The sequence below is a fragment of the Pseudomonas sp. P1_A1 genome (assembly GCF_056406935.1).
On sequence record NZ_JBFTZE010000009.1, the window covers coordinates 103,586 to 127,871 of the forward strand.

Consider the following 24,286-nt stretch of genomic DNA (forward strand, 5'->3'; position numbering starts at 1 on the left):
TCGGTGGCTCAGGTCAAACGTATCCGTCGTAACGTCAGCGGTATCATCCTGCTCGACAAGCCGTTGGGGTTCACTTCCAACGCGGCGTTGCAGAAGGTCCGCTGGTTGCTCAATGCCGAGAAGGCCGGGCACACCGGCAGTCTCGATCCGCTGGCCACTGGCGTGTTGCCGTTGTGCTTCGGCGAGGCCACCAAGTTCTCGCAATACCTGCTCGATTCCGACAAAGGTTATGAAACCCTGGCGCAACTGGGCAAGACCACCACCACGGCGGATGCCGAAGGTGAGGTTTTGCTGGAACGTCCGGTGACCGTTGGTCGTGCCGATATCGAAGCTGTGTTGCCGAAATTTCGTGGGCAAATCAGTCAGATACCGCCGATGTACTCGGCACTCAAGCGCGATGGTCAGCCGCTGTACAAGCTGGCCCGTGCAGGTGAAGTAGTGGAGCGCGAACCGCGTTCTGTTACTATTGCGCGCTTGGAATTACTGGCCTTTGAGGGTGATACTGCGCGGCTTGCGGTGGATTGCAGCAAAGGCACCTATATCCGTACCCTGGTGGAGGATATCGGTGAGCAACTCGGTTGTGGCGCTTACGTGGCTGAATTGCGACGTACCCAGGCCGGGCCTTTCACGCTTGCACAGACCGTCACTCTGGAAGAGCTGGAAGCGGTACATGCCGAAGGCGGCAACGAAGCGGTCGACCGCTTCCTGATGCCATCGGACAGCGGCCTGCTGGATTGGCCACTGTTGCAGTTCTCGGAAGCGAGCGCGTTCTACTGGCTCAACGGCCAGCCGGTACGTGCCCCGGATGCACCGAAATTTGGCATGGTACGGGTACAGGATCACAATGGTCGCTTCATCGGTATCGGTGAAGTGAGCGAAGACGGGCGCATCGCGCCACGTCGACTGATTCGGTCAGAATGACCGAACGAGGGTGGCTGTTAACAGGCACGGTCACTACTCATTTTTAGATACAGGGATTTGTCCCTGGCCTGTTGAAACTGTTTTTCTGAAACAGTTTCCTGATAAAAGGATTGCCTCATGGCTCTCGACGTTCAAGAAAAAGCTCAAATCGTAGCTGACTACCAGCAAGCTGTTGGTGACACTGGTTCGCCAGAAGTGCAAGTTGCACTGCTGACCGCCAACATCAACAAACTGCAAGGTCACTTCAAGGCCAACGGTAAAGATCACCACTCCCGTCGTGGTCTGATCCGCATGGTTAACCAGCGTCGTAAGCTGCTGGACTACCTGAAAGGCAAGGACGTGAGCCGTTACAGCGCTCTGATCGCTCGCCTGGGTCTGCGTCGCTAATAAGCGATTGCGCTAGAGGTTGGTTGTTTGCTGTGTGCCAGCGGGTTTCCCGCAGGTACATGGCAGGCTCCCAGCCTCAAGTTTTATCTGGACAATAGTTTTACCCTGGACAATGACAGTCGGGCCGATTCCCGGCGTTGCCCAAGAATTTCGCAAGAAACCAGTTCCCCCAAGAGCCACAAAGAAGGTAGGACACCGTGAACCCGGTAATCAAAAAATTCCAGTTCGGTCAGTCGACCGTTACCCTCGAGACTGGCCGTATCGCCCGTCAGGCCTCCGGCGCAGTATTGGTCACCGTTGACGACGACGTCAGCGTATTGGTGACCGTAGTCGGTGCCAAACAAGCCGATCCAGGCAAGGGCTTCTTCCCTCTGTCTGTTCACTACCAGGAAAAGACTTACGCCGCCGGCAAGATCCCAGGCGGTTTCTTCAAGCGTGAAGGCCGTCCTTCCGAGAAAGAAACCCTGACTTCCCGACTGATCGACCGTCCGATCCGTCCGCTGTTCCCTGAAGGTTTCATGAACGAAGTGCAGGTTGTCTGCACCGTCGTTTCCACCAGCAAGAAGACCGATCCGGACATCGCTGCGATGATCGGTACCTCGGCTGCGCTGGCTATCTCCGGCATTCCTTTCGATGGCCCGATCGGCGCTGCCCGCGTTGCGTTCCACGAAAGCACCGGTTACCTGCTGAACCCGACTTACGAACAACTGAAAGCTTCGAGCCTGGACATGGTCGTTGCCGGTACTTCGGAAGCCGTGTTGATGGTTGAATCGGAAGCCAAAGAGCTGACCGAAGACCAGATGCTGGGCGCGGTCCTGTTTGCTCACGACGAGTTCCAGGTGGTGATCAACGCCGTTAAAGAACTGGCCGCTGAAGCTGCCAAGCCGACCTGGGCCTGGGCTCCTCAGCCAGAAGCCACTGCTCTGCTGGGTGCTATCCGTGCCGAGTTCGGCGAAGCGATCTCCCAGGCTTACACCATCACCATCAAGGCCGACCGTTACGCTCGCCTGGGCGAACTGAAAGACCAAGTGGTTGCCAAGCTGTCCGGTGAAGAAGGCCAGCCTTCCGCTGCTGACGTCAAAGCTGCTTTCGGCGAAATCGAATACCGCACCGTTCGCGAAAACATCGTTAACGGCAAGCCACGTATCGACGGCCGCGACACCCGCACCGTACGTCCGCTGAACATCGAAGTGGGTGTTCTGCCGAAGACCCACGGTTCGGCCCTGTTCACCCGTGGCGAAACCCAGGCTCTGGTCGTCGCGACACTGGGCACCGCCCGTGACGCACAGCTGCTGGACACCCTGGAAGGCGAGAAAAAAGACCCGTTCATGCTGCACTACAACTTCCCTCCGTTCTCGGTGGGCGAGTGTGGTCGCATGGGTGGCGCTGGTCGTCGCGAAATCGGTCACGGCCGTCTGGCTCGTCGTTCGGTTCAGGCCATGCTGCCTGCTGCCGACGTGTTCCCGTACACCATCCGTGTCGTGTCGGAAATCACCGAGTCCAACGGTTCGAGCTCCATGGCTTCGGTCTGCGGCGCCTCCCTGGCTCTGATGGACGCTGGTGTACCGATGAAGGCACCAGTTGCCGGTATCGCCATGGGTCTGGTTAAAGAAGGCGAGAAATTCGCCGTCCTGACTGACATCCTGGGTGACGAAGACCACCTGGGCGACATGGACTTCAAAGTAGCCGGTACCGCCAAAGGTGTGACCGCGCTGCAGATGGACATCAAGATCAAGGGCATCACCGAAGAAATCATGGAAATCGCTCTGGGCCAAGCCCTGGAAGCGCGCCTGAACATCCTCGGTCAGATGAACCAGATCATTGGCCAGTCGCGTACCGAACTGTCGGAAAACGCTCCGACCATGATCGCGATGAAAATCGACACCGACAAAATCCGTGATGTCATCGGTAAAGGCGGCGCGACCATTCGTGCGATCTGTGAAGAGACCAAGGCTTCGATCGACATCGAAGACGACGGCTCGATCAAGATCTTCGGCGAAACCAAGGAAGCGGCTGAAGCGGCACGTCAGCGCGTTCTGGGTATCACCGCTGAAGCTGAAATCGGCAAGATCTACGTAGGTAAGGTTGAGCGCATCGTCGACTTCGGCGCATTCGTCAACATCCTGCCAGGCAAGGATGGTCTGGTTCACATCTCGATGCTGAGCGATGCTCGCGTAGAGAAAGTGACCGACATCCTGAAAGAAGGCCAGGAAGTGGAAGTACTGGTACTGGACGTGGACAACCGCGGCCGTATCAAGCTGTCCATCAAAGACGTAGCAGCAGCCAAGGCTTCGGGCGTTTAATTACCCCGCGCCTGACCGCTTCAACGTTATAAAAAATGCCCCGCCGTGAAAACGGCGGGGCATTTTTTTGTGTGCAGGAAGATCAAGAGATCGCAGCCTGCGGCAGCTCCTACAGATTCGATGTACGCCGCCATATCGCGGTTGAACACAATCTCGGGTGGGAGCTGCCGCAGGCTGCGATCTTTTGATTTTGCGGTGCGCGAAGTTGCCGGACCTCGAAGCCAGTGCTAGGTTTAGCCCACAGCCCGTGTAGCTCAGCCGGTAGAGCAGCGCACTCGTAACGCGAAGGTCGCAGGTTCGATTCCTGTCTCGGGCACCATTTCCCCCCGCTTACTTCACCTTTCTGCTCAGCTCCTCGACGGTGCGCTTGAGCTGATCCATCGCGCGATCCTGATCACTGATCTCCCGTTTCAGGCTGGAGATCTCGCTGTTGTTCGAACTGGAGCTGGAACCGCTGTTGCGCTTGAGCTCCTCCACTTGTTTGGTGAGAGTGTTCAGGTCGCGTTCCTGTTCATTGACCGTGCGCTTGAGATCATCAATCTCCTTGCTGCTTGAGCTGGTGCTGGAACCACTGTTGCGTTTGAGTTCTTCGATCTGACGGGCCTGTTCGTTGATGGTGCGCTTCTGGCTTTCCAGTTCGCTGGCATTGGCCTTTACGGTTTTTTGCAGGTTTTCCAGATCATCGATGCTGACACTGGTTCTGACGAGCGTGTCCTTGCCGTATGAATTGTGCAGGGCGGAGATTTTGTCGGAGTACAGCGAAGGGTCAGAGGCGACTTCGACAGCCGCTTGAGCTGCGCTGGCCAATGTCAGGCTGCCGAGCAGCAGGGTAGCAGCGGCAAGCCGGGTAGACGAAAGCTTCGAAAAACTGCGCATCACTGGGGTTCCTTGTGAAGTGCCGATATGGCACATCGCTATGACTTGGGAATTGGATTTATGTTCCCGACGTCCCCAGCTCCTCTTGCACGCAGCTTTTTGTGAGATAGATGTAAAGAGCCGTGTAAATCATCGGCAAAACGTCCTATATTCGTTGCCTGCATGAGCATCGCCCAGCAGTTTTCAGATGATCCCGAATGGTTCTGAAGGCCAGACAAACCGGGCTTCAAACGGTTTTTTGCGTCAGAGAGATCCTTGATGATCCAGATCCATCTTCCATTCCCCAGATCAGCGAGAACGCCATGACCGTTAAAGAGTTGACCCAAGAAGCCAGACACGAAGAAGCCCTGAAAAAGTACGTACTGGATGCGCCCCAGTTACTGGAAGAGATCAAGGACTTGCCTGCCGACGATCAGAAGGACCAGATCCAGTGGGCATTCGAGGATGAGGCAGAAGCCCAGGGTTTGCAGCCTTGGGAACTGACGCTCAAGTACACCTCAAGCCCCGATGAGTTCGAGGCCGCGCGCCTGGCACTGCACAAGGAGGCGGCCGAGGTGTTGGGCGTCGAGTGGGAAGAGTACTGCGAGATGAACAATCTGGTGGTCTGATACAAAAACGCCAGCCTCATCGGGGCTGGCGTTTTTCTTTATGCGAAGAACTCAGAGACTCAGTCGCATCGACAGGTCTACGGCCTTCACATCCTTGGTCATCGCACCAATCGAAATGTAATCCACCCCGGTTTGCGCAATCGGCAGCAACGTACTTTCGCTGATGCCGCCACTGGCCTCCAGTTTCGCCTTGCCGGCGTTCAGGCGCACGGCTTCGCGCATGTCATCCAGGCTCAGTTCATCGAGCATGATGATGTCGGCCCCCGCCGCCAGGGCTTCTTTGAGCTCCGTCAGGTTCTCCACTTCGATCTCCACCGGTTTGCCCGGCGCGATCTTGTGCGCGGCAGCAATAGCCTCAGGGATGCCACCACAGGCGGCGATATGGTTTTCCTTGATCAGGAAGGCGTCATACAGGCCGATGCGGTGGTTGTAGCAACCGCCGCAGGTCACGGCGTATTTCTGGGCCAGACGCAGCCCCGGCAGGGTTTTGCGGGTATCGAGCAACTTCACTTGGGTTTGGGCGACGAAATCCGCCAGGTACTGCGCGCGCGTGGCTACACCCGAAAGCAGCTGCAGGAAGTTCAGCGCGCTGCGTTCGCCGGTGAGCAGCGAGCGTGCCGGGCCTTCGAGGTGGAACAGCGCCTGATTGGGTTTCACCCGCTCGCCATCGCTCACCTGCCAGTGCACGGCGACCCGCGGATCCAGCTGGCGAAACACGGCATCGACCCATGCAGTGCCGCTGATAACGGCAGCGTCGCGGGTGATGATGGTGGCTTTGGCCAGACGTTCGGCCGGGATCAGTTGCGCAGTGATGTCGCCGCTGCCGATGTCCTCGAGCAACGCACGGCGCACGTTGGCTTCGATTTCGGTGGTCAAATCGGCGAGACGTAGATTCGGCATAACGGGCTCCACAAACAAAGTGGCCCGATTATAGGGCCATGGCGCGAGGCAACCCAAGGCATCAACAACCATCCCGTCGTTCGCAAACCTGCATTTGGTCGATTCGCGCGAGCAATTGGCGCTAAGCGAGGGTCACTCATAAACGTGTATTCCTTGGTGGCGCGCGGAGTCTGCTGGCGCAAGGAGGGTCTTTTGTCGATAATCCGCCTTGTATTTGACGTCATGGCTTTGACGTGAACCGAAGAATCACCGTTTCAGGAGGCTTGGATGCACAACGACGGGAATGTAGTGCCTTTGCACAAGGCGACTACCGATCAGGCGACTCATTCGCTGCTCGCCCGCCTGCCCGTGATTCTGCTTAAGGTTCGCGACAAAGCTGCTCAACAGCTCAAGCAGGGTTTGCAGGAACTGTTCGATAACGCCGACGACACCTTGTTCGAAATGGCCGACCGGGCCCGGAACGATGTCGAGCAAAACATCTTCTTCGAAGCCATGCGCGATTTGCGCCTCAAGCGCAAAAATATCGAGCGCGGTTTTCTCGAGCAGTTCGTCGAGGCTTTCCTCAGACTCACGCAGTGCGACACCTCACAGGCTGCCTTGCCCCGGGCATTGGCTTTCGATACCTCGGTGTCGCTATCCCATGACGACGTGGAGCGTAATGTGGCGGTGGAGGTCATGGTCGGCAAAGTGCTGAACCGTGATGGCTTCGCCCTCGACCAGCTCACCGCCCGACTGAGCACCCTGCTGGGCAAGAAACTGGTCGAACGGCACAACCCCCTGGGGCCGACGCTGCTCTGCGAGTATTTCCTGCAGGCGGGGCGCAACCTGGGGATGGAGATCAAGGTCAAGCTGATCATCCTCAAGCTGTTCGAGCGCTATGTGCTCAGCAACGCCGATCAGCTCTACGCCGAAGCCAATCAACTGCTGATCGCCACCGGCGTGCTACCGGACCTCAAGCCCGCCCCGGCGCGACGTGCCACCGATCGAGCGGCTGCCAGTGCTCACGCCGACCCTGTCGAGGCAGGGAGTCGCAGCGGCAATCCACAGATTGACGAGGGGGTGCAGGAAGTTTTCGCCGCCTTGCAGGAGTTGCTGCTCCATGCGCGCGGCAGCGTTGCGCCGACTCTGGAGGTCAGTACCCAGCCCCAGCCCATCTCCACCCGCGATCTGCTGCGCCTGCTCTCGCACTTGCAGCAATACGTGCCGGCGCTGGCGGTTCAGGACGACTTCGACCTGCGTAACCAGCTCGAACTGCTGCTGACCCGGGTCAGCGTCAAAAGCGGCAGGTCGCGGGTGGTCGGGGTGGCTGACGAAGACGTGATCAACCTGATCGCCATGCTCTTCGAATGCATTCTCGATGACCGCAACCTGCCGGACTCCCTCAAGGCGCTGATTGGCCGCTTGCAGATTCCGATGCTGAAAGTCGCGGTGCTCGACAAGAGCTTTTTCAGCCGCAGCAGCCATCCCGCCCGGCGCTTGCTCAACGAAATCGCCGCGGCGGCCATGGGCTGGGGCGAGTGCGATGACCATCAGCGCGACAGTCTCTACCTGCGCATTGAGCAGGTGGTGCAGCGCTTGTTGAACGACTTTGTCGATGACCCGGCGATCTTTTCCGAACTGCTGGCGGATTTCCTCGCCTTCACCAATGACGAGCGCCGTCGCAGCGAATTGCTGGAACAGCGCACCCGTGACGCCGAAGAAGGCCGCGCCAGGACCGAACTGGCGCGTCAGCGCGTCGAGCAGGCGTTGAATCAGGTGTTGGTGGGCAAGGTTTTGCCGCACAGCGTGGTGGTGTTTGTCCAGGAGGCCTGGAGCAAAGTGCTGTTGCTGACCGGGCTCAAGCACGGTGATCAGTCCGCCGAATGGCACGCCGATGTGCAGACCATGGAGCAGTTGATCTGGAGCGTGCAGCGCCATGACGAACCCGATGCCAGCCTGCGCTTGTTGGCGCTGGTGCCAGGGTTGCTCAAGTCGTTGCGCGATGGGCTGAACAGCTCGGCATTCGACCCGTTCGCTACCAGCGAGTTTTTCAGCGAGCTGGAAGCCCTGCACGTTCAACTGTTTGAGCGTCCGGACCAGAACAGCCCGCCTGTCGAGGGGCCGATGATGGTCGAAGTGCAGGAGGAAATCGTGCTTCGCACCGCTGACGAAGGCCCGGTCGAAACGGCCTCGGTGCGTTTGCCGGAGGATGATGCCGCGCTACTGCAAGTCGATCAACTGCGCCCGGGGTGCTGGGTCGAGTTTCAGGAAGACGAGGAAAACACCCTGCGTTGTAAATTGACGGCAATCATTGAAACCACCGGCAAGTACATCTTTGTCGACCGTACCGGAATGAAGGTGCTGGAGCACAACCGTACCGGCCTGGCCCTGGAGTTTCGGCGTGGCGCGGTGCGCACGCTGGACGACACCTTGCTGTTCGATCGGGCGCTGGAATCGGTGCTGGGCAACCTGCGGCGTCTCAATCGCGGCAAGTGATCGCGCGCCGAGGGTCTATCGCGGCATACTGGGCGCCAACACAGTTGTCGTTGAAGGAGCCTGTATGCAGTTGGACCCCGCGAGTGGTTGGTGTCAGGGTGTGCGTTTATGCCCTTCGCCCAACTTCAATGCGCGCCCCGAGGGCGAGATTTCCCTGCTGGTGATCCACAACATCAGTCTGCCGCCCGCGCAGTTTCTGACCGGCAAGGTGCAGGAATTTTTCCAGAATCGTCTGGATGTCACGGAACATCCCTACTTTGCAGGGATCGCCGACCTGCGGGTGTCTGCGCACTTTCTGATTGAACGTGACGGCACCGTCACTCAGTTTGTCTCTTGTCTTGAGCGCGCCTGGCACGCCGGCGTTTCGTGTTTCGAGGGACGGGAGACCTGTAACGATTTTTCCGTGGGCATCGAGCTTGAAGGCACGGATGATCTACCGTTTACCGATGCGCAGTATCAGGCGTTGACGACTCTGACCCGACAGCTGCAAAGCGCCTTCACGGGCATCACCGCGCAACGTATCTGTGGGCATAGCGACATTGCACCCGGGCGCAAGACTGATCCGGGACCGGCGTTTGACTGGGCGCGCTATCGTGCGGCCCTGGCAAAAGCCGCTCAGGAAGAAGAGGAGCAACAATGAGTTTTCTGGTGCTACTGTTAGCGGTCTGGATCGAGAAATTCTCGGCCCTGCGCCATCGGGTTCAACGAGATGCGGGTTGGGTGCGCGAGCTGAACAAGCTTGAAGTGAGCCCACGCATGACCAACCGTCCGTGGCTGATACTGGTGGTGCTGGTGTTGTTGCCGGTGGCGCTGCTGGGGTTGCTGTTGGTGGTGCTGGACCCGGTGGCCTATGGCTTGCTGGCGTTGCCCGTGCACCTGTTGGTGGTGATTTACAGTCTGGGCCGTGGCGATCTGCTGGCCGGCCTGGGGCCGTTTCGCGATGCCTGGCGCCGGGAAGACCTGCAGGCTGCCGCCCATGTGGCCAAACGCGACCTGGATATCTGYGCTGACAGCGGCGAGCAATTGCTGGAGCGGGTGCAAGGGCATCTGCTGTGGGAAGCCTATCAGAGCTTTTTCGCGGTGATCTTCTGGTACTTCCTGCTGGGCCCGGTCGCGGCCCTGAGCTATCGGCTGCTGGCGCTGGCCGAAGAGCATGGGCAGAACCCGGCCGTGGTCGAGCGCGCGACACAACTGCGCCACGCGTTCGATTGGGTGCCGGTGCGGTTGCTGGCGGCGAGCTTCGCGCTGGTCGGCAACTTTGTCGCGGTCAGCCGGGTGATGCTACATGAGCTGCTGAACTGGAACATCAGCGCCGCGCAACTGATCGAGAAGGTCGGGCTGGTGGCCGGTGAAATTCCGGCGCCGGTGGTCGGCCCGGACGGCATCAACAGCCTGGACCGGATCTGGGAACTGCTGCTGCGCGCGGCGGTGCTTTGGTATGCCGGGTTTGCGTTGTGGACAGTTTTGCACTGATTTCTGCGTAGTACCGAAAAGATCGCAGCCTGCGGCAGCTCCTACAGGGATCGGGTGAATCTGTAGGAGCTGCCTGCCGCAGGCTGCGATCTTTTTCGTTAACCTTAAGTTACAAAACCTCCCTCCGATTTAGGCTATACAGAGGCAGCGCCAATAGTGGCTATCTGCCGTCTCTGCGCGCCTGCCAATAAAAATAAGAAATCAAAGGGAGACTTCACAGTGAAGAGCTTGCTCTATCCCGCCGTCGCGCTGATGAACCGCCTGAGCTTCGGCATGAAGTTCAGCCTGATCAGCGTGCTGTTCCTCGTGCCGATGCTGGTGACCAACTTCTATCTGGTACGCGACTCCTATCGCGAATTCCAGGGCACCCGGATCGAGTTGCAGAGCCTCGACCTGTTGGGCAGCGGCCTGAGCCTGCGTCGGGACCTGGAGACCCTGAACAACCTGGTACAGATCAACGTCAGCCTGGGCCAGTCCGGAAAGGCCGGCAATGTCGAGTCGACGATCAGCACCCTGGAGCAAAGCGTCCTGAGCCGTTTGCAGGGGCTGGCGGCGATGACCACTGACCCGGAACAAATCACGTTTTTCGATGGCAAACGCGATGAAATGATCGCCGCGTTCAAGGCCCAGCAAACGGAAAACTCCCTGCAAAGCAAAAGTGCGCTGATCGGCAAGTTGCTCGGTAACGCGCAGATTTTCAGCCAGATCATCGCCAGTCAGGCCGGCCTGAGCCGCGACAGCCAGAGCGACATGCGGCAGCTGAGCGAACTCATTACCAACGTCACGCCGGCCGTTACCCAGACACTCGGCGAAGGCCGGGCGATGGGGGCTTACTCGCTGGGGCAGGGTTTTCTCAATTCGGCCTCGAGTACCCGATTCGATGAGTTGCTGGCGCAGATCGAAAAGCTTCAGGCCGAATACGGCCTGAAGTTGAAGGACGCACTGGGCTCCAGTAAAACCGCGCGCGAAACCCTGGCGGCTCAGGCAGAAAGCAGCAAGGCCTCCCTGAAAAAGGCCAGTGAACTGTTCGAAGAACAGGTGGTGATGGCCGACACCCTCGATGCGCCGTGGCAGGCGTTTTTCGATCAGGTCACGGGCCTGATGGACCAGACCTATCTACTCAACGAAGCCACCCTGAAGTTTCTCGGCACCCAGTTGCAGCAGCGGCTGGAGCAGCACCGTACCCACATGGTGTTGCAGGCGGTGGCACTGGCGCTGGTGTTCGTGTTGATTTTTTACCTCTATGGCGGGTTCTACGCCTCGACCCGCACCACCCTCAAGCGTCTGGGCGCGGTGATGGACAAGGTGGCGGCCGGTGACATGACCGTAACCTTCAGCGCCAACAGCCGCGACGAACTGGGCGAGTTGGGCGAGGTGTTCACCGGCACCGTGAAGAAAATCCATGATCTGATCGAGCGAGTGGGGCAGACCGTCAGCGAGGTCGAGCGCCAGGCCGGGCAGGTCGAAAGCGTGTCCGCCCAGAGCAACCAGGCGGTGGCGGGGCAGCGTATGCAGATCGAACAGGTCGCCACCGCGATGAACCAGATGTCGGCCACTTCCCTGGAGGTGGCGCGCAGTGCCTCTGCGGCCGTCAGCAGCGCCCACAGCGTCAATGACGAGACCATCAGCGGTCGCGGATTGGTGGAGTCCCAGCAGGGCAGCATCGCTGCACTGGCCAGCGAGATCGATCAGTCGGTGCGGGTGATCAATCAACTGGCCAGCGACAGTCAGTCCATCAGTCGTGTGCTGGAAGTGATCAAAAGCATTGCCGAACAAACCAACCTGCTGGCCCTCAACGCCGCCATCGAAGCCGCGCGCGCGGGCGAGCAGGGTCGTGGTTTTGCGGTGGTGGCGGACGAGGTGCGGACCCTGGCAAAACGCACCCAGCAATCAACTGAAGAAATCGAGCAGATGATCGCCAAGTTGCACAGCGGTGTCGGTGCGGCGGTCAAGGCGATGGGCAGCAGCCATCAGATGGCTAGCGGCACGGTCGGGCAGTCGGAAAAGGTCCGGCAGGCGCTGGAAAACATCCTCGGCGCCGTCGGCATGATCGTCGACCAGAACCAGCAGATTGCTGCTGCGGTAGAGCAGCAGACCGCCGTGGCCCACGATATCGACCAGAACATCGTCGAGATCAACCGCGCCGGCGAGCGTACAGCCGAAGGCGCGCACCAGACCGAAAATGCCAGTCGGGCGTTGTCGGCGCAGGTGGTGGAATTAAAGCAATTGATCAGCGCGTTCCGGGTTTGATGCCACGAAGCAGATCAAATATGGGAATCAACGGATTACCAGTTGAACAGCTCACAGGCGTTGGCCGTGCTGGCAGCGGCCAGTTGTTCGGGGCTGATTGCCATGAGGGCGGCCAGTGCCTCGCAGATCGCTGGCAAATGGGCCGGGCTGTTGCGTTGGCCGGGGAACATGGCGGGGGCCATGTCCGGTGAGTCGGTTTCCAGTACCACCGATTCAAGGGGCAAACCGGCAATCACCCGGTGCATGCGCAAGGCCTGCGGCCAGGTCGCGGCGCCGCCGAGGCCGAGTTTGAAACCGAGCTTGATGTATTCGCGAGCCTCTTCCTGGCTGCCGGCGAAGGCATGAATGATCCCCGCCCGTTTCAAGCGAAACCTTTTGAGTGTGGCGATCACCGCTGCGTGGCTGCGTCGCACATGAATCAATGCTGGAAGATTGAAGTCCGCCGCCAGTTGCAGTTGGGCGTCGAACAGCGTTTGCTGACGTTCACGATCCAGAGTTTCGATGAAGTAATCCAGACCGATCTCGCCCACCGCGCATAGCTGGCGATGGCCCGCTAGCCGCGTCAGCCAGTCACCGAGTTCGGACAAATTTTCGGGGCGATGGTCATCCAGATACACCGGGTGCAAACCAAACGCCGCGTACAGATCGGGATCGCTTTGCACCAGCTCCCAGACCCGCTGCCAATTGGCCTGATACACCCCCAGCACCACCATCCGCCGCACGCCGAGGGCGCGGCTCTCGGCCAGCAACGCCTGACGATCCGGGTCGAAGTCCGGAAAATCCAGGTGAGTGTGGGTGTCGATCAGTTCCACGGTTCAGTCCTGAAGAATACGCTGCTTGAACGTCCGCGCGATGGCCTGCACGCCGGGCTGGTAATCGGTCTGTTCGATGGCGGCCACTGCCAGTTCCAGGGCTTTGTCGGCGATCAGCTGATGTTGCTGGGACATGGCATTGACCGGCAGAGGCAGGAAGTCCAGCAATTGCGTATCACCGAAGGTGCCCAGACGCAGCGGGCGAGCTTTAAGCGGGAAGTCGTGCAAGGCATCGAAAACGCCCTGAAGCAGCACGTAGGACGTGGTCACCAGCGCATCCGGCAAATGGCCCAGGCGCTGAATTAATTCATCCATCAATTGTTTGCCGCACTCACGACTGAACGACTCGCCGTGCTCGATCAGCACCTCGCCTTTGAAGCCGTTCAGCGCTTCCTTGAAGCCCGCCGCCCGCTCCTGGCTGATACTCAATTCGGGGCGTGCGCCGAGCAGCGCGATCTGTTTTGGCAGCGGGGTCAGCAGGCTGCGGGTCAGGTGCAGGCTGGCTTCGCGATCATCGCTGATCACCGAGCAGAAATGTTCGGGCTCCATCACCCGGTCGATGGCGATGATCGGAATGCCTTTGGCCTGCAACTGGCGATAGCTGTCGTCACCGGCTGGCAGGCAACTGGCGACGATCAGCGCATCGCAGCGGCGGGCGCGGAACAGTTGCAGCAATTGCCGTTCGCTGTCCGGCGCATCGTCGGAGCTGGCGATCAGCAGCTGATAGCCGCGCGCCCGGGCGCCTTGTTCCAGCAGTTTGGCGATTCGCGCGTAACTGGGGTTTTCCAGGTCCGGCAGAATGAAGCCCAGGGTGCGGGTGTGCCGACTGCGCAGCCCGGCGGCCTGCGGGTTGGGCGTGAAGCCATGTTGTTCGACCACTGCCCGCACGCGCTCGACGGTGGCGCTGCTGATGCGTTGCTGTTCGGCCTTGCCATTGATGACGTAACTGGCGGTGGTCACGGAGACGCCGGCCAATTGTGCAATATCGCTGAGTTTCAACCCGGTATTCCTTGTTTTTAGAGCGTGCCCCGACATTTTCGCCAATCCTACCCGATTGAGGCAGGCGACCATTGTCGCAGCACATCCGACATTTGGACTTCAAGGATGAGACATTATCGAGTAACGTGCCTAAGATTCTAGATTAAACGTTTCAGCAGGCGTATTTTCTACGTTATAGGTCGCTTTGGCCGGTTCTGCCGCAAAACCGCCAAAACTGCGTCTGAAAAGGTGTTCTCAAAACGCCTAAGCTGAATCCAATCAAAACAATACCTGGCGTCACACGGCGCCAAAAAGGAGAAAGCATGCTCGAGCTCACCATAGAGCAGATATCCATGGGCCAGTCGGCTGTGGATAAAGCCACCGCCTTGCAATTGCTCGCTGACCGACTCGTGACCGATGGCCTGGTGGCCGACGGTTACCTCGCCGGCTTGCAGGCCCGGGAAGCCCAGGGCTCGACCTTTCTCGGCCAAGGTATTGCCATCCCCCATGGCACTCCAGAAACCCGCGATCAGGTATTCGCCACTGGCGTGCGGCTGATGCAGTTTCCTGACGGCGTGGACTGGGGCGATGGCCATATCGTTTATCTGGCCATCGGTATCGCCGCCAAATCCGATGAACACCTGCGCCTGCTGCAACTGCTGACCCGTGCCCTCGGTGAAACCGATCTGGGCCAGGCCCTGCGCCGCGCCAGTTCCGCCGAAGCCTTGCTGAAATTGCTGCAAGGCGCGCCACAAGAGCTGGCACTGGACGCACAGATGATCGGCCTCGGTGTGTCCGCCGATGACTTCGAAGAGCTGGTTTGGCGCGGTGCCCGTTTGCTGCGTCAGGCCGATTGCGTGAGCAACGGTTTTGCCGGCGTCTTGCAGCAGGTCGAAGCGTTGCCGCTGGGCGATGGCCTGTGGTGGCTGCACAGCGAGCAAACAGTGAAGCGTCCGGGCCTGGCGTTCGTTACCCCGGACAAACCCATCCGCTACCTCGGTCAGCCGCTGAGCGGGCTGTTCTGCCTGGCCAGCCTCGGTGAAGCCCACCAGGCACTGCTCGAACGTCTTTGCGCGTTGCTGATTGAAGGTCGCGGCCATGAATTGGGCCGTGCCACCAGCAGCCGCGCGGTGCTGGAAGTCCTTGGCGGTGAAGTGCCGGCGGACTGGCCGAGCGCACGCATTGCCCTGGCCAACGCCCACGGTTTGCATGCGCGCCCGGCGAAGATCCTCGCGCAACTGGCGAAAAGTTTTGAAGGCGAGATCCGTATACGTATCGTTGATGGCAACGACAGCGCGGTGTCGGTGAAGAGTTTGAGCAAACTGCTCAGCCTTGGCGCCCGTCGCGGCCAGGTGCTGGAACTCATCGCCGAACCGGTCATCGCTGCCGACGCCTTGCCGGCCTTGTTGGCGGCCATCGAAGAAGGCCTCGGTGAAGAAGTCGAGCCGTTGCCCGTGGTGAGCCAGCAGCGCGAAGTGCTCGTGGAGGTGGAGGTCGCCGAAACACTGCTCGCACCGGCCTCCGGCAGTCTGATTCAGGCGATTGCCGCGGCACCCGGGATCGCCATCGGCCCGGCGCATATTCAAGTGCTGCAAGTCATCGATTACCCGCTGCGCGGTGAGTCTGCGGCCATCGAGCGCGAGCGTCTCAAGCAAGCGCTGGCCGATGTGCGTCGTGACATCGAAGGCCTGATCGAGCGCAGCAAGGCCAAAGCGATTCGCGAGATTTTCATCACCCATCAGGAAATGCTCGACGATCCGGAATTGACCGACGAAGTCGAAACCCGCCTCAAGCAAGGTGAAAGTGCCGAAGCGGCGTGGATGACGGTGATCGAAGCCGCTGCCAAACAACAGGAAGCGCTGCAGGACGCGTTGCTCGCCGAACGGGCCGCCGACTTGCGCGACATTGGCCGTCGGGTGCTGGCGCATTTGTGTGGCGTCGAAACGCCTGCGGAGCCTGCGCAACCGTACATTCTGGTGATGGACGAAGTCGGCCCGTCGGATGTGGCGCGTCTTGATCCGACGCGCGTCGCCGGCATTCTCACCGCTCGCGGTGGTGCCACGGCCCACAGTGCGATTGTCGCTCGGGCCCTGGGTATTCCAGCACTGGTGGGCGCCGGCGCCGCCGTGTTGCTGCTGAAACCGGGCACGCCGCTGTTGATCGATGGCCAACGCGGCCGCCTGCACGTGGACGCCGATGCCGCGACCTTGCAGCGCGCCACCGAAGAGCGCGACACCCGCGAACTGCGCCTCAAAGCCGCCGCCGAACAGCGCCATCAACCGGCGCTGACCACCGACGGCCACCCTGTGGAAGTGTTCGCCAATATCGGTGAAAGCGCAGGTGTCACCAGCGCGGTGGAGCAGGGCGCCGAAGGCATTGGCCTGTTGCGCACCGAACTGATTTTCATGGCTCATTCACAAGCGCCGGACGAAGCCACCCAGGAAGTCGAATACCGTCGCGTACTCGATGGCCTGGCTGGGCGACCGCTGGTAGTGCGCACCCTCGACGTCGGTGGCGACAAACCGCTGCCGTACTGGCCGATCGCCAAAGAAGAGAACCCGTTCCTCGGTGTGCGTGGCATTCGCCTGACCCTGCAACGTCCGCAGGTCATGGAGGCGCAATTGCGCGCCTTGCTGCGTGCGGCGGATAACCGTCCCTTGCGGATCATGTTCCCGATGGTCGGCAGCGTCGATGAATGGCGCCAGGCTCGGGACATGACCGAACGTCTGCGTCTGGAAATTCCGGTCGCCGATCTGCAACTGGGGATCATGATCGAAGTGCCGTCGGCCGCCTTGCTGGCGCCGGTCTTGGCCAAGGAAGTGGACTTCTTCAGCGTCGGCACCAACGACCTGACCCAGTACACCCTGGCCATCGACCGTGGTCACCCGACTTTGTCGGCCCAGGCTGACGGCTTGCACCCGGCGGTGCTGCAACTGATCGACATCACCGTGCGTGCGGCTCATGCTCATGGCAAGTGGGTCGGCGTGTGCGGTGAACTGGCGGCCGATCCGCTGGCGGTGCCGGTGCTGGTGGGCCTGGGTGTGGATGAGTTGAGCGTGTCGGGCCGCAGCATTGCCGAGGTCAAGGCGCGCATTCGTGAACTCAGCCTGACCCAGACTCAAACCCTTGCCCAACAGGCCCTGGCCGTGGGCAGCGCGAACGAAGTCCGCGCATTAGTGGAGGCGCTGTAATGGCCAAGATATTAACCCTGACCCTCAATCCGGCGCTGGACCTCACCGTTCAGTTGCCGGTGCTTTTGCCCGGTCAGGTCAATCGCAGCGACGAAATGCACACACACGCCGCCGGCAAAGGGGTGAACGTGGCGCAGGTGCTGGCCGACCTCGGGCATCAGCTGACTGTCAGCGGGTTTCTCGGGGAAGATAACCTTCAGGCGTTCGAAACCCTGTTCGCCAAACGGGGTTTCACCGACGCGTTTATCCGCGTCCCCGGCGAGACCCGCAGCAACATCAAACTGGCGGAAAGCGATGGGCGCATCACCGACATCAACGGCCCGGGGCCGCGGGTCAGTGAAGCGGCGCAGCAGGCCTTGCTCGATCGGCTCGACCAGATTGCCCCAGGGCATGACGCCGTCGTGGTGGCCGGCAGTTTGCCCCGTGGCGTGAGTGCTCAATGGTTGCGGGAGTTGATCCTGCGCTTGAAAAAACGCGGCTTGAACGTTGCGCTCGACACCAGCGGTGAAGCCTTGCGTGCTGGCCTGTCGGCCGGCCCGTGGCTGATCAAGCCCAACACCGAAGAGCTGGCTGAAGCACTGGATTGCGAAGTGGTTTCCGTGGGTGCCCAAGCCGAGGCAGCGAGCCGTTTGCATGCTCATGGCATCGAGCACGTGGTGATTTCCCACGGTGCGGACGGGGTGAACTGGTTCAGTGTCGGCTCGGCGATGCACGCCACGCCGCCCAAGGTCAGCGTGGCCAGCACCGTCGGTGCGGGGGATTCGTTGCTGGCGGGCATGCTGCACGGCTTGCTCAGTGCCGACACGCCCGAACAGACCTTGCGCACCGCCACCGCGATTGCCGCCATGGCCGTCACCCAGATCGGTTTTGGCATCGGCGACGTTGCGCAACTGGCGCAGCTCGAACAGGGCGTGCGCCTGCGCCCCCTGACAGAACAATAAGAGGGTTTGCAATGAAATTAGCCATTGTTACGGCCTGCCCGAACGGCATGGTCACCAGTGTGCTGTGCGCTCGTCTGCTCGATGCAGCGGCCCAGCGTCAGGGCTGGAGCACCAGCGTCGAAGTCGTGGATGCAGCCCATCCGGAACGTCAATTGTCGGCGGCGATCATCGAGGCCGCCGAGTGGGTGTTGCTGGTCACCAGCGCGCCGGTGGATATGTCGCGGTTTATCGGCAAACGGGTGTTCCAGAGCACCCCGGCCCAGGCCCTGCAAGATGTCGAAGCCGTGCTGCGCCGTGGGGTCGAGGAAGCCGAGGTTTACGTAGCGCCCGCAGCCACCGCTGAACCTGCTGCGGTTGCTAAACAGGCGCCACGCCTGGTGGCCGTCACCGCGTGCCCGACCGGTGTCGCCCACACCTTCATGGCCGCCGAAGCCTTGCAACAAGCGGCCAAGCGTCTGGGTTACGACCTGCAAGTGGAAACCCAGGGTTCGGTCGGCGCGCGCAATCCGCTTAGCGCAGAGGCGATTGCCGATGCTGATGTAGTGCTGCTGGCGGCAGACATTGAAGTCGCCACCGAGCGTTTCGCCGGCAAGAAAATTTACCGTTGTGGTACCGGCATCGCCCTGAAACAGGCCGAAGCGACGCTGAATAAGGCTCTGGCCGAGGGCAAGCAGGAAAGCGCTGCGACCGGCGCCAAAGGCCCGGCCAAGCAAGAAAAGACCGGCCTCTACAAACACCTGCTGACCGGTGTCTCGTTCATGTTGCCGATGGTGGTGGCGGGCGGTCTGATGATCGCCTTGTCCTTCGTGTTCGGCATCACTGCGTTCAAGGAGCAAGGCACGCTCGCGGCGGCGCTGATGCAGATCGGCGGCGAAACAGCGTTCAAACTGATGGTGCCGTTGCTGGCGGGGTACATCGCCTATTCGATCGCCGACCGCCCGGGCCTGGCGCCGGGGATGATCGGTGGTTTGCTGGCGAGCACGCTCGGTGCCGGTTTCATCGGCGGGATCATTGCCGGTTTCATCGCCGGCTACGCGGCTCAGGCGATCAACCGTTATGCGCGTTTGCCGCAGAGTCTTGAGGCGCTGAAACCGATCCTGATCATCCCGTTGCTGGCGAGCCTGTTCACCGGTCTGGTGATGATCTACGTGGTCGGCAAACCGGTGGCCGGGATGCTCGCGGGGCTCACCCACTTCCTCGACAGCATGGGCACCACCAACGCCATTCTGCTCGGTGTGTTGCTGGGCGGCATGATGTGCGTCGACCTCGGCGGGCCGATCAACAAGGCGGCTTACGCGTTTTCGGTGGGGCTGCTGGCGTCGCAGAGTTATGCACCGATGGCCGCGACCATGGCCGCCGGCATGGTGCCGCCGATCGGGCTGGGCATCGCCACGTTCATCGCCCGGCGCAAGTTCGCCCAGACGGAACGCGAGGCCGGTAAAGCGGCGCTGGTGCTGGGGCTGTGCTTTATCTCCGAAGGGGCGATTCCATTCGCGGCCAAAGACCCGTTGCGGGTGATTCCGGCGAGCATCGCCGGCGGCGCGCTGACCGGCGCGTTGTCGATGTACTTCGGCTGCAAACTGATGGCGCCTCACGGTGGGTTGTTCGTGATGTTGATTCCGAATGCGATCAACCATGCGCTGTTGTATCTGCTGGCGATTGTGGCCGGGAGTCTGCTGACGGCGGTGGTGTATTCGGTGCTCAAGCGGCCTGAGGCGGTGGAATTGGCACTGGAGCCGGCCAACGCCTAAAAGCAAAAGATCGCAGCCTTCGGCAGCTCCTACAGTGGGATTGTGTTTGACCGCGATATGGCGGAGTACATCGAGCCTGGAGCTGTCGGAGGCTCGGGCTGCGTTCGGACGATCTTTTTTGTGTCATACCTGATTCATGCGGCCATGCTTTAGTTTTCCTTTTTCAGGGAGAGCACCATGAGCGAATTCGACCTCGGCCGCCGTCGTGTCATACAAGCTGTCGGGGCCGGGCTGTTGCTGCCCGGCCTGGCGCCGGCGGTGATTGCATCGGTCAAGGATCGACCGCAACTCACCGATGGTGTGCAGTCCGGCGACCTGTTGGGCGACCGGGCGATGATCTGGAGCCGTAGCGACCGTGCGGCGCGGATGGTGGTGGAATGGGACACGCGCAGCCTGTTCAGTAACCCTCGTCGATTCGTCTCGCCATTGGCCGATGCCGGCACCGATTTCACCGCTCGGGTCGAACTCACCGGCCTGCCCGCCGATCAGGCGATTTTCTACCGCGTGACGTTCGAAGACGCCCAGAGCGGTGTCGCCAGCGAACCCTGGTTCGGCCATCTGCGCAGTGTGCCCAGCGCTCGGCGGAATATTCGTTTCGTCTGGAGTGGCGACACGGTTGGCCAAGGCTTCGGCATCAACCCGGACATCGGCGGCATGCGCATCTACGAAGCCATGCGTTTGCGCCTGCCGGACTTTTTTATCCACAGCGGTGACACCATCTACGCCGACGGCCCGGTGCCGGCGCAACTGACCACTGAAAGCGGCCGGGTGTGGCGCAACATCACCAGCGAAGCCAAGAGCAAAGTCGCCGAAACCCTCGACGAGTATCGCGGCAATTACCGCTACAACCTGATGGACGAAAACGTCCGTCGCTTCAACGCAGAAGTGCCGCAGATCTGGCAGTGGGACGACCACGAAGTGGTGAACAACTGGTCGCCGGGCAAGCAACTGGATGATCGCTACAAGAGCAAAGATATCCACAGCCTGGTGGGCCGCGCGCGGCAAGCCTGGCTCGAATATGCGCCGATGCGTTTGCAGAGCGCCGACGGTGGCGGGCGGATTTATCGCAAGCTGAGTTATGGGTCGATGCTCGATGTGTTCGTGCTCGACATGCGCAGTTATCGAGGTGCCAATGACGACAACCTCGGTGTCGCCAAACCGTTCCTCGGTCGAGAGCAATTGGATTGGCTCAAACGTGAATTGAAAGGCTCCCGGGCTCAATGGAAAGTCATCGCCGCCGACATGCCCATCGGCCTCGGCGTCCCGGACGGCGAAGTCAGCCCCGGTGTGGCGCGTTGGGAGGCGGTGGCCAACGGTGATCCGGGTCCGGCTCAGGGCCGTGAACTGGAGATCGCTGAATTACTGGGCTTTCTGCGGGCGCAGCAGGTGCGCAATTTCGTTTGGCTGACGGCGGATGTGCATTACTGTGCGGCGCACCATTACCATCCTGATCGCGCGGCGTTCCAGGACTTCGAACCGTTCTGGGAATTTGTCGCGGGGCCACTGAATGCGGGGAGCTTCGGGCCGAATGCGCTGGATAAAACCTTCGGCCCCGAGGTGGTATTCCAGAAGGCACCCGCGGCGCAGAACACCTCGCCGTTTGCCGGGTTTCAGTTTTTTGGCGAGGTGAACATCGATGGGCAGACGGGGGAATTGAGTGTCGTGCTGCGGGATCTGGACGGGGTGGGGGTGTTTGAGCGTAAGTTGCAGCCGGTATGAGGGCAGCATGATCGTTCCTGCGTTCTGCGTTGATGATCGTTCCCACGCTCTGCGTGGGAATGCCGCCCGGGACGCTCCGCGTCCCTTTCAAGCCGAACGCGGAGCGTCCGTTAAGGCATTTCTTTGCTGCGCGTGGGAACGATCAAACATCAACAGGGATCAACGGTGTCAGTAGACGTCGCGGCGGTAGCGGCCCTGTTCGATCAGGCGCTCGACTTCATCCGCACCCAGCACGTCGTTAAGCACTTGGTCCACTCCTGACGCCATTCCCTGCAAGCTGCCGCAGATGTAAATCACGGCGCCATCGGCCAACCATTTCTTCAACTCACCGGCAGACTCGCGCAGGCGATCCTGTACATAGATTTTCTCGGCCTGATCGCGGGAAAACGCCAGATCCAGACGCGCCAGATCACCGTTGATCAACCATTCTTCCAGCTCGGCACGGCACAGAAAATCGTGCTCGCGATTACGCTCGCCAAACAGCAGCCAGTGACGCTGCTGCCCGTCGGCAATCCGTGCCTTGAGCAAACTGCGCAGCCCGGCCAGGCCGGTGCCGTTGCCCAGCAGGATCATCGGTACCGGTTCGTTCGGCAGATGGAAACCACTGTTGCACCGCACCCGCAGGCTGATGTGGCTACCCACAGGCACGTGTTCGGTCAACCAGCCGGAGCCGATGCCCAGACTGCCATCGGGGTGCAATTCCTGACGCACGATCAACTCCAGCACGCCGTCGGCGGCGATCGAGGCGATGGAGTATTCGCGCAGGGCCAGTGGCACCAAGGCATTCACCAGCGCTTGCGCGTGCAGGCCGACCAGATGAGCGCGGTTTTCGGGCAGTTGGCGGCTGGCCAGGGCTTGTTCCAGAGACTGCGACAGGCCATCGAGTTCAACCGTGGCCCGACCGTCAATTCCCAGGCCATCGAGGAAATGCTCGATCGCCCACGCACCATTGCGCGGCAGCACTTCCACCAGATCACCGGCCAGCCAACTGCTGGTGCTGGGAGCGGTGAGGCCGAGCAAGTACACTGGAGCACCGCTGCTGTCCGGGTTCATCAGCTCACGGCGGGTCAGGGTCCAGTTGTCGTAGCTGGGCGCTTGCCAGGTGTCGACCGGTGCCTGACCCGTCAGCAGGCCGAGTTGCTGTTGCCAGTGACGCAGGGCGTAAGAGTCGCCCCCGTCGACTTCAACCGGGGCGAACAAGGTCTTGCCGCCGTGCTCGCCCAGCCAGGTGTGCAAGCGGCGGGCGAAGCCGCAGAAGTGTTGATACTGGCGGTCGCCGAGGCCGAGCACGGCATAGTTCAGGCTTTCGAGACTCGGTGCACGCCCCAGCACTTTACGTTCGAAACCGCGGGCGCTGTCCGGCGCTTCGCCGTCGCCGAAGGTGCTGACCACAAACAGCGCGTTGCTGGAGTTTCGCAGGTCCTGTTCGCTGACATCGGCCAGCGGTTGAACCTTCACCGGTAACCCGGCGGCCTGCAATTGCCCGGCAGTCTGCCAGGCGAGCTGCTCGGCAAACCCGCTCTGGCTGGCGAAGCCGATCAGCCATGCCGGTGCGTCGCTACCCGGTTGCTCAAGGCCTTTACGGGCATCCTTGATCTGCCGTTTCTTGCGCCGACGGTCCAGGTACAGCAACCAGCCCGTGACGAAAAACAGCGGCATGCTCAGCGCGGCGATGGTCAGGATGATCCGCCCGACCATCCCGAAATAACTGCCGACGTGCAGCGCATAGATACTGGTCAGCAACTGCGCCTTGAGGCTCTTGTCACTGTAGCGGTCATGACGGCTGACGGCGCCGGTCACCGGATCGAGGGTGATCTGGTTCCGTGCCTGGTCGTGGGGCGAATCCTTCAGCAGGTAGAACACGGTGGCCGGTTGCCCGGCCACGGGCGGCATCCGAACGTTGTAGGACGAAAGACCAGGACCGGCGGCGCTGTAGATACTGCTCCACATGGCGGCGTAATCGGCGGTAGGCGCCGGGCCGCTTGGCGCAGGGCCGCGACCACTGCGACCCCGCTCGTTTTGCGGCGAATCGGACAGCAGCCTGGTCAGCCCTTTGTTGTACCACTCGTACGACCAGGACAACCCGGTCAGTGCCGCCAAAAGGTAGAACATCAGGCACCAGGTGCCGGCCACCGAGTGCAGGTCCCAATTGAAGCTGCGACCCTTCTTCTTCCAGTCCAGCGTCAGCCAGGCGCGCCAGTTTTTCCACTGGCGCGGCCAGCGCAGGTACAGGCCGGACAGGCAGAAGAACAGCAGAATCAGCGTACAGGCACCGGTGATCTGCCGGCCGGTATCACCCATGGCGAGGAAACGGTGCAGTTGCAGCATCAGGCCGAAAAAGTCCTGGCCGGTGGCATCGCCCATGAACTCGGCAGTGTACGGGTCGAAATAGCGCATCTGCCCGCGACGTTCGCCGGGCGGTGCCGTGAAGATCACCCGCGCAGCGTTGCCGCTATCGGTCTCGACCCAGAGCATCGAGACGGTCTTGCCCGAAGCGCTTTCGATTTTTTCCACCAGTTCGGCCGGTGGCAGCACGCCGGCGATCTGCTTCTCGACGTGCAGCACGGAGGGGTTCAGCGTTCGCAGGATTTCATCCTGAAACGAGACTGCCGCCCCGGTAATGCCCATCAGGGCCAGGACCAGTCCGGCGCTGATGCCGAAAAACCAGTGCAACTGGAACAGGGATTTCTTCAACACGTCG

17 protein-coding genes and 1 tRNA gene are annotated in these 24,286 nt (G+C 60.8%); 13 read left to right on the plus strand and 5 right to left on the minus strand.

The window, feature by feature from the left end; all coding sequences use genetic code 11:
• Positions 1–3: 3 nt before the first annotated feature.
• The 4 genes from truB (at position 4) to AC1D2Q_RS15465 (ending at position 3,930) form a co-directional block, all read left to right on the plus strand.
• The gene (gene truB, locus AC1D2Q_RS15450; protein WP_007933551.1) at positions 4–921 is read left to right on the plus strand and encodes a tRNA pseudouridine(55) synthase TruB; all 918 of its coding nucleotides are present in this window, start codon (positions 4–6) and stop codon (positions 919–921) included.
• A gap of 117 nt (positions 922–1,038) precedes the next feature.
• Positions 1,039–1,308 (plus strand): 30S ribosomal protein S15, encoded by a 270-nt coding sequence (gene rpsO, locus AC1D2Q_RS15455; RefSeq protein WP_011332409.1) that lies wholly within the window; start codon positions 1,039–1,041, stop codon positions 1,306–1,308.
• A 197-nt stretch (positions 1,309–1,505) separates the two neighbouring features.
• Complete coding sequence (gene pnp, locus AC1D2Q_RS15460; RefSeq protein ID WP_018929489.1) at positions 1,506–3,611, plus strand: polyribonucleotide nucleotidyltransferase; 2,106 nt, start codon at positions 1,506–1,508, stop codon at positions 3,609–3,611.
• Between the two features lie 243 nt (positions 3,612–3,854).
• Positions 3,855–3,930, plus strand: a tRNA-Thr gene (locus AC1D2Q_RS15465).
• Positions 3,931–3,941: 11 nt separating this feature from the next.
• Here the strand turns inward: AC1D2Q_RS15465 and AC1D2Q_RS15470 are convergent.
• Entirely contained in the window at positions 3,942–4,487 is a 546-nt protein-coding gene (locus AC1D2Q_RS15470; RefSeq protein WP_477813735.1) for a hypothetical protein, read from the minus strand.
• Positions 4,488–4,789: 302 nt separating this feature from the next.
• On the opposite strand from AC1D2Q_RS15470, the gene AC1D2Q_RS15475 reads away from it, so the two are divergent.
• Positions 4,790–5,095, plus strand: coding sequence for a DUF6388 family protein (locus AC1D2Q_RS15475; RefSeq protein WP_477813736.1), 306 nt, complete (start codon positions 4,790–4,792; stop codon positions 5,093–5,095).
• A gap of 51 nt (positions 5,096–5,146) precedes the next feature.
• Here AC1D2Q_RS15475 and nadC read toward each other — a convergent pair whose 3' ends face one another.
• Positions 5,147–5,995, minus strand: a complete 849-nt coding sequence (gene nadC / locus AC1D2Q_RS15480; RefSeq protein WP_477813737.1) for a carboxylating nicotinate-nucleotide diphosphorylase — start codon at positions 5,993–5,995, stop codon at positions 5,147–5,149.
• A gap of 267 nt (positions 5,996–6,262) precedes the next feature.
• Between nadC and AC1D2Q_RS15485 the strand changes: the two genes are divergently transcribed.
• From AC1D2Q_RS15485 to AC1D2Q_RS15500, 4 genes are all read left to right on the plus strand, one after another.
• Complete coding sequence (locus tag AC1D2Q_RS15485) at positions 6,263–8,470, plus strand: DUF1631 domain-containing protein (protein ID WP_477813738.1); 2,208 nt, start codon at positions 6,263–6,265, stop codon at positions 8,468–8,470.
• A gap of 64 nt (positions 8,471–8,534) precedes the next feature.
• Positions 8,535–9,110, plus strand: a complete 576-nt coding sequence (gene ampD, locus AC1D2Q_RS15490) for a 1,6-anhydro-N-acetylmuramyl-L-alanine amidase AmpD (protein ID WP_028939912.1) — start codon at positions 8,535–8,537, stop codon at positions 9,108–9,110.
• Positions 9,107–9,943 carry a regulatory signaling modulator protein AmpE gene (gene ampE, locus AC1D2Q_RS15495; RefSeq protein ID WP_477813739.1) on the plus strand — a complete coding sequence of 279 codons (837 nt, stop codon included), beginning with the start codon at positions 9,107–9,109 and terminating at the stop codon, positions 9,941–9,943. The genes ampD and ampE overlap by 4 nt, the downstream gene beginning before the upstream one ends.
• A gap of 1,545 nt (positions 9,944–11,488) precedes the next feature.
• Positions 11,489–12,193 carry a methyl-accepting chemotaxis protein gene (locus AC1D2Q_RS15500; protein WP_477813832.1) on the plus strand — a complete coding sequence of 235 codons (705 nt, stop codon included), beginning with the start codon at positions 11,489–11,491 and terminating at the stop codon, positions 12,191–12,193.
• Between the two features lie 35 nt (positions 12,194–12,228).
• On the opposite strand, the gene AC1D2Q_RS15505 is transcribed toward AC1D2Q_RS15500, so the two are convergent.
• Complete coding sequence (locus tag AC1D2Q_RS15505; RefSeq protein WP_477813740.1) at positions 12,229–13,005, minus strand: TatD family hydrolase; 777 nt, start codon at positions 13,003–13,005, stop codon at positions 12,229–12,231.
• Between the two features lie 3 nt (positions 13,006–13,008).
• Positions 13,009–14,004 carry a catabolite repressor/activator gene (gene cra / locus AC1D2Q_RS15510; RefSeq protein ID WP_477813741.1) on the minus strand — a complete coding sequence of 332 codons (996 nt, stop codon included), beginning with the start codon at positions 14,002–14,004 and terminating at the stop codon, positions 13,009–13,011.
• Positions 14,005–14,306: 302 nt separating this feature from the next.
• Here cra and ptsP point away from each other — a divergent pair, with 302 nt between their 5' ends.
• From ptsP to AC1D2Q_RS15530, 4 genes are all read left to right on the plus strand, one after another.
• Complete coding sequence (gene ptsP / locus AC1D2Q_RS15515; protein ID WP_477813742.1) at positions 14,307–17,174, plus strand: phosphoenolpyruvate--protein phosphotransferase; 2,868 nt, start codon at positions 14,307–14,309, stop codon at positions 17,172–17,174.
• Positions 17,174–18,115: a 1-phosphofructokinase gene (gene pfkB, locus AC1D2Q_RS15520; RefSeq protein WP_477813743.1), complete on the plus strand. Its 942-nt coding sequence runs from the start codon at positions 17,174–17,176 to the stop codon at positions 18,113–18,115. The genes ptsP and pfkB overlap by 1 nt, the downstream gene beginning before the upstream one ends.
• 11 nt (positions 18,116–18,126) lie before the next feature.
• Complete coding sequence (locus tag AC1D2Q_RS15525; RefSeq protein ID WP_477813744.1) at positions 18,127–19,866, plus strand: PTS fructose-like transporter subunit IIB; 1,740 nt, start codon at positions 18,127–18,129, stop codon at positions 19,864–19,866.
• 177 nt (positions 19,867–20,043) lie between these two features.
• Positions 20,044–21,585: an alkaline phosphatase D family protein gene (locus AC1D2Q_RS15530; RefSeq protein ID WP_477813745.1), complete on the plus strand. Its 1,542-nt coding sequence runs from the start codon at positions 20,044–20,046 to the stop codon at positions 21,583–21,585.
• A 168-nt stretch (positions 21,586–21,753) separates the two neighbouring features.
• On the opposite strand, the gene AC1D2Q_RS15535 is transcribed toward AC1D2Q_RS15530, so the two are convergent.
• Positions 21,754–24,282, minus strand: coding sequence for a PepSY domain-containing protein (locus tag AC1D2Q_RS15535; protein WP_477813746.1), 2,529 nt, complete (start codon positions 24,280–24,282; stop codon positions 21,754–21,756).
• Between the last annotated feature and the right edge of the window lie 4 nt (positions 24,283–24,286).

Excerpts from the sequence above, each read along its gene's own strand:
- rpsO (WP_011332409.1), top strand. The coding sequence starts at position 1,039 with ATGGCTCTCGACGTTCAAGAAAAAGCTCAAATCGTAGCTGACTACCAG.
- AC1D2Q_RS15470 (WP_477813735.1), bottom strand. The coding sequence starts at position 4,487 with ATGCGCAGTTTTTCGAAGCTTTCGTCTACCCGGCTTGCCGCTGCTACC.
- AC1D2Q_RS15475 (WP_477813736.1), top strand. The coding sequence starts at position 4,790 with ATGACCGTTAAAGAGTTGACCCAAGAAGCCAGACACGAAGAAGCCCTG.
- nadC (WP_477813737.1), bottom strand. The coding sequence starts at position 5,995 with ATGCCGAATCTACGTCTCGCCGATTTGACCACCGAAATCGAAGCCAAC.
- AC1D2Q_RS15485 (WP_477813738.1), top strand. The coding sequence starts at position 6,263 with ATGCACAACGACGGGAATGTAGTGCCTTTGCACAAGGCGACTACCGAT.
- ampD (WP_028939912.1), top strand. The coding sequence starts at position 8,535 with ATGCAGTTGGACCCCGCGAGTGGTTGGTGTCAGGGTGTGCGTTTATGC.
- AC1D2Q_RS15500 (WP_477813832.1), top strand. The coding sequence starts at position 11,489 with ATGTCGGCCACTTCCCTGGAGGTGGCGCGCAGTGCCTCTGCGGCCGTC.
- ptsP (WP_477813742.1), top strand. The coding sequence starts at position 14,307 with ATGCTCGAGCTCACCATAGAGCAGATATCCATGGGCCAGTCGGCTGTG.
- pfkB (WP_477813743.1), top strand. The coding sequence starts at position 17,174 with ATGGCCAAGATATTAACCCTGACCCTCAATCCGGCGCTGGACCTCACC.
- AC1D2Q_RS15525 (WP_477813744.1), top strand. The coding sequence starts at position 18,127 with ATGAAATTAGCCATTGTTACGGCCTGCCCGAACGGCATGGTCACCAGT.
- AC1D2Q_RS15530 (WP_477813745.1), top strand. The coding sequence starts at position 20,044 with ATGAGCGAATTCGACCTCGGCCGCCGTCGTGTCATACAAGCTGTCGGG.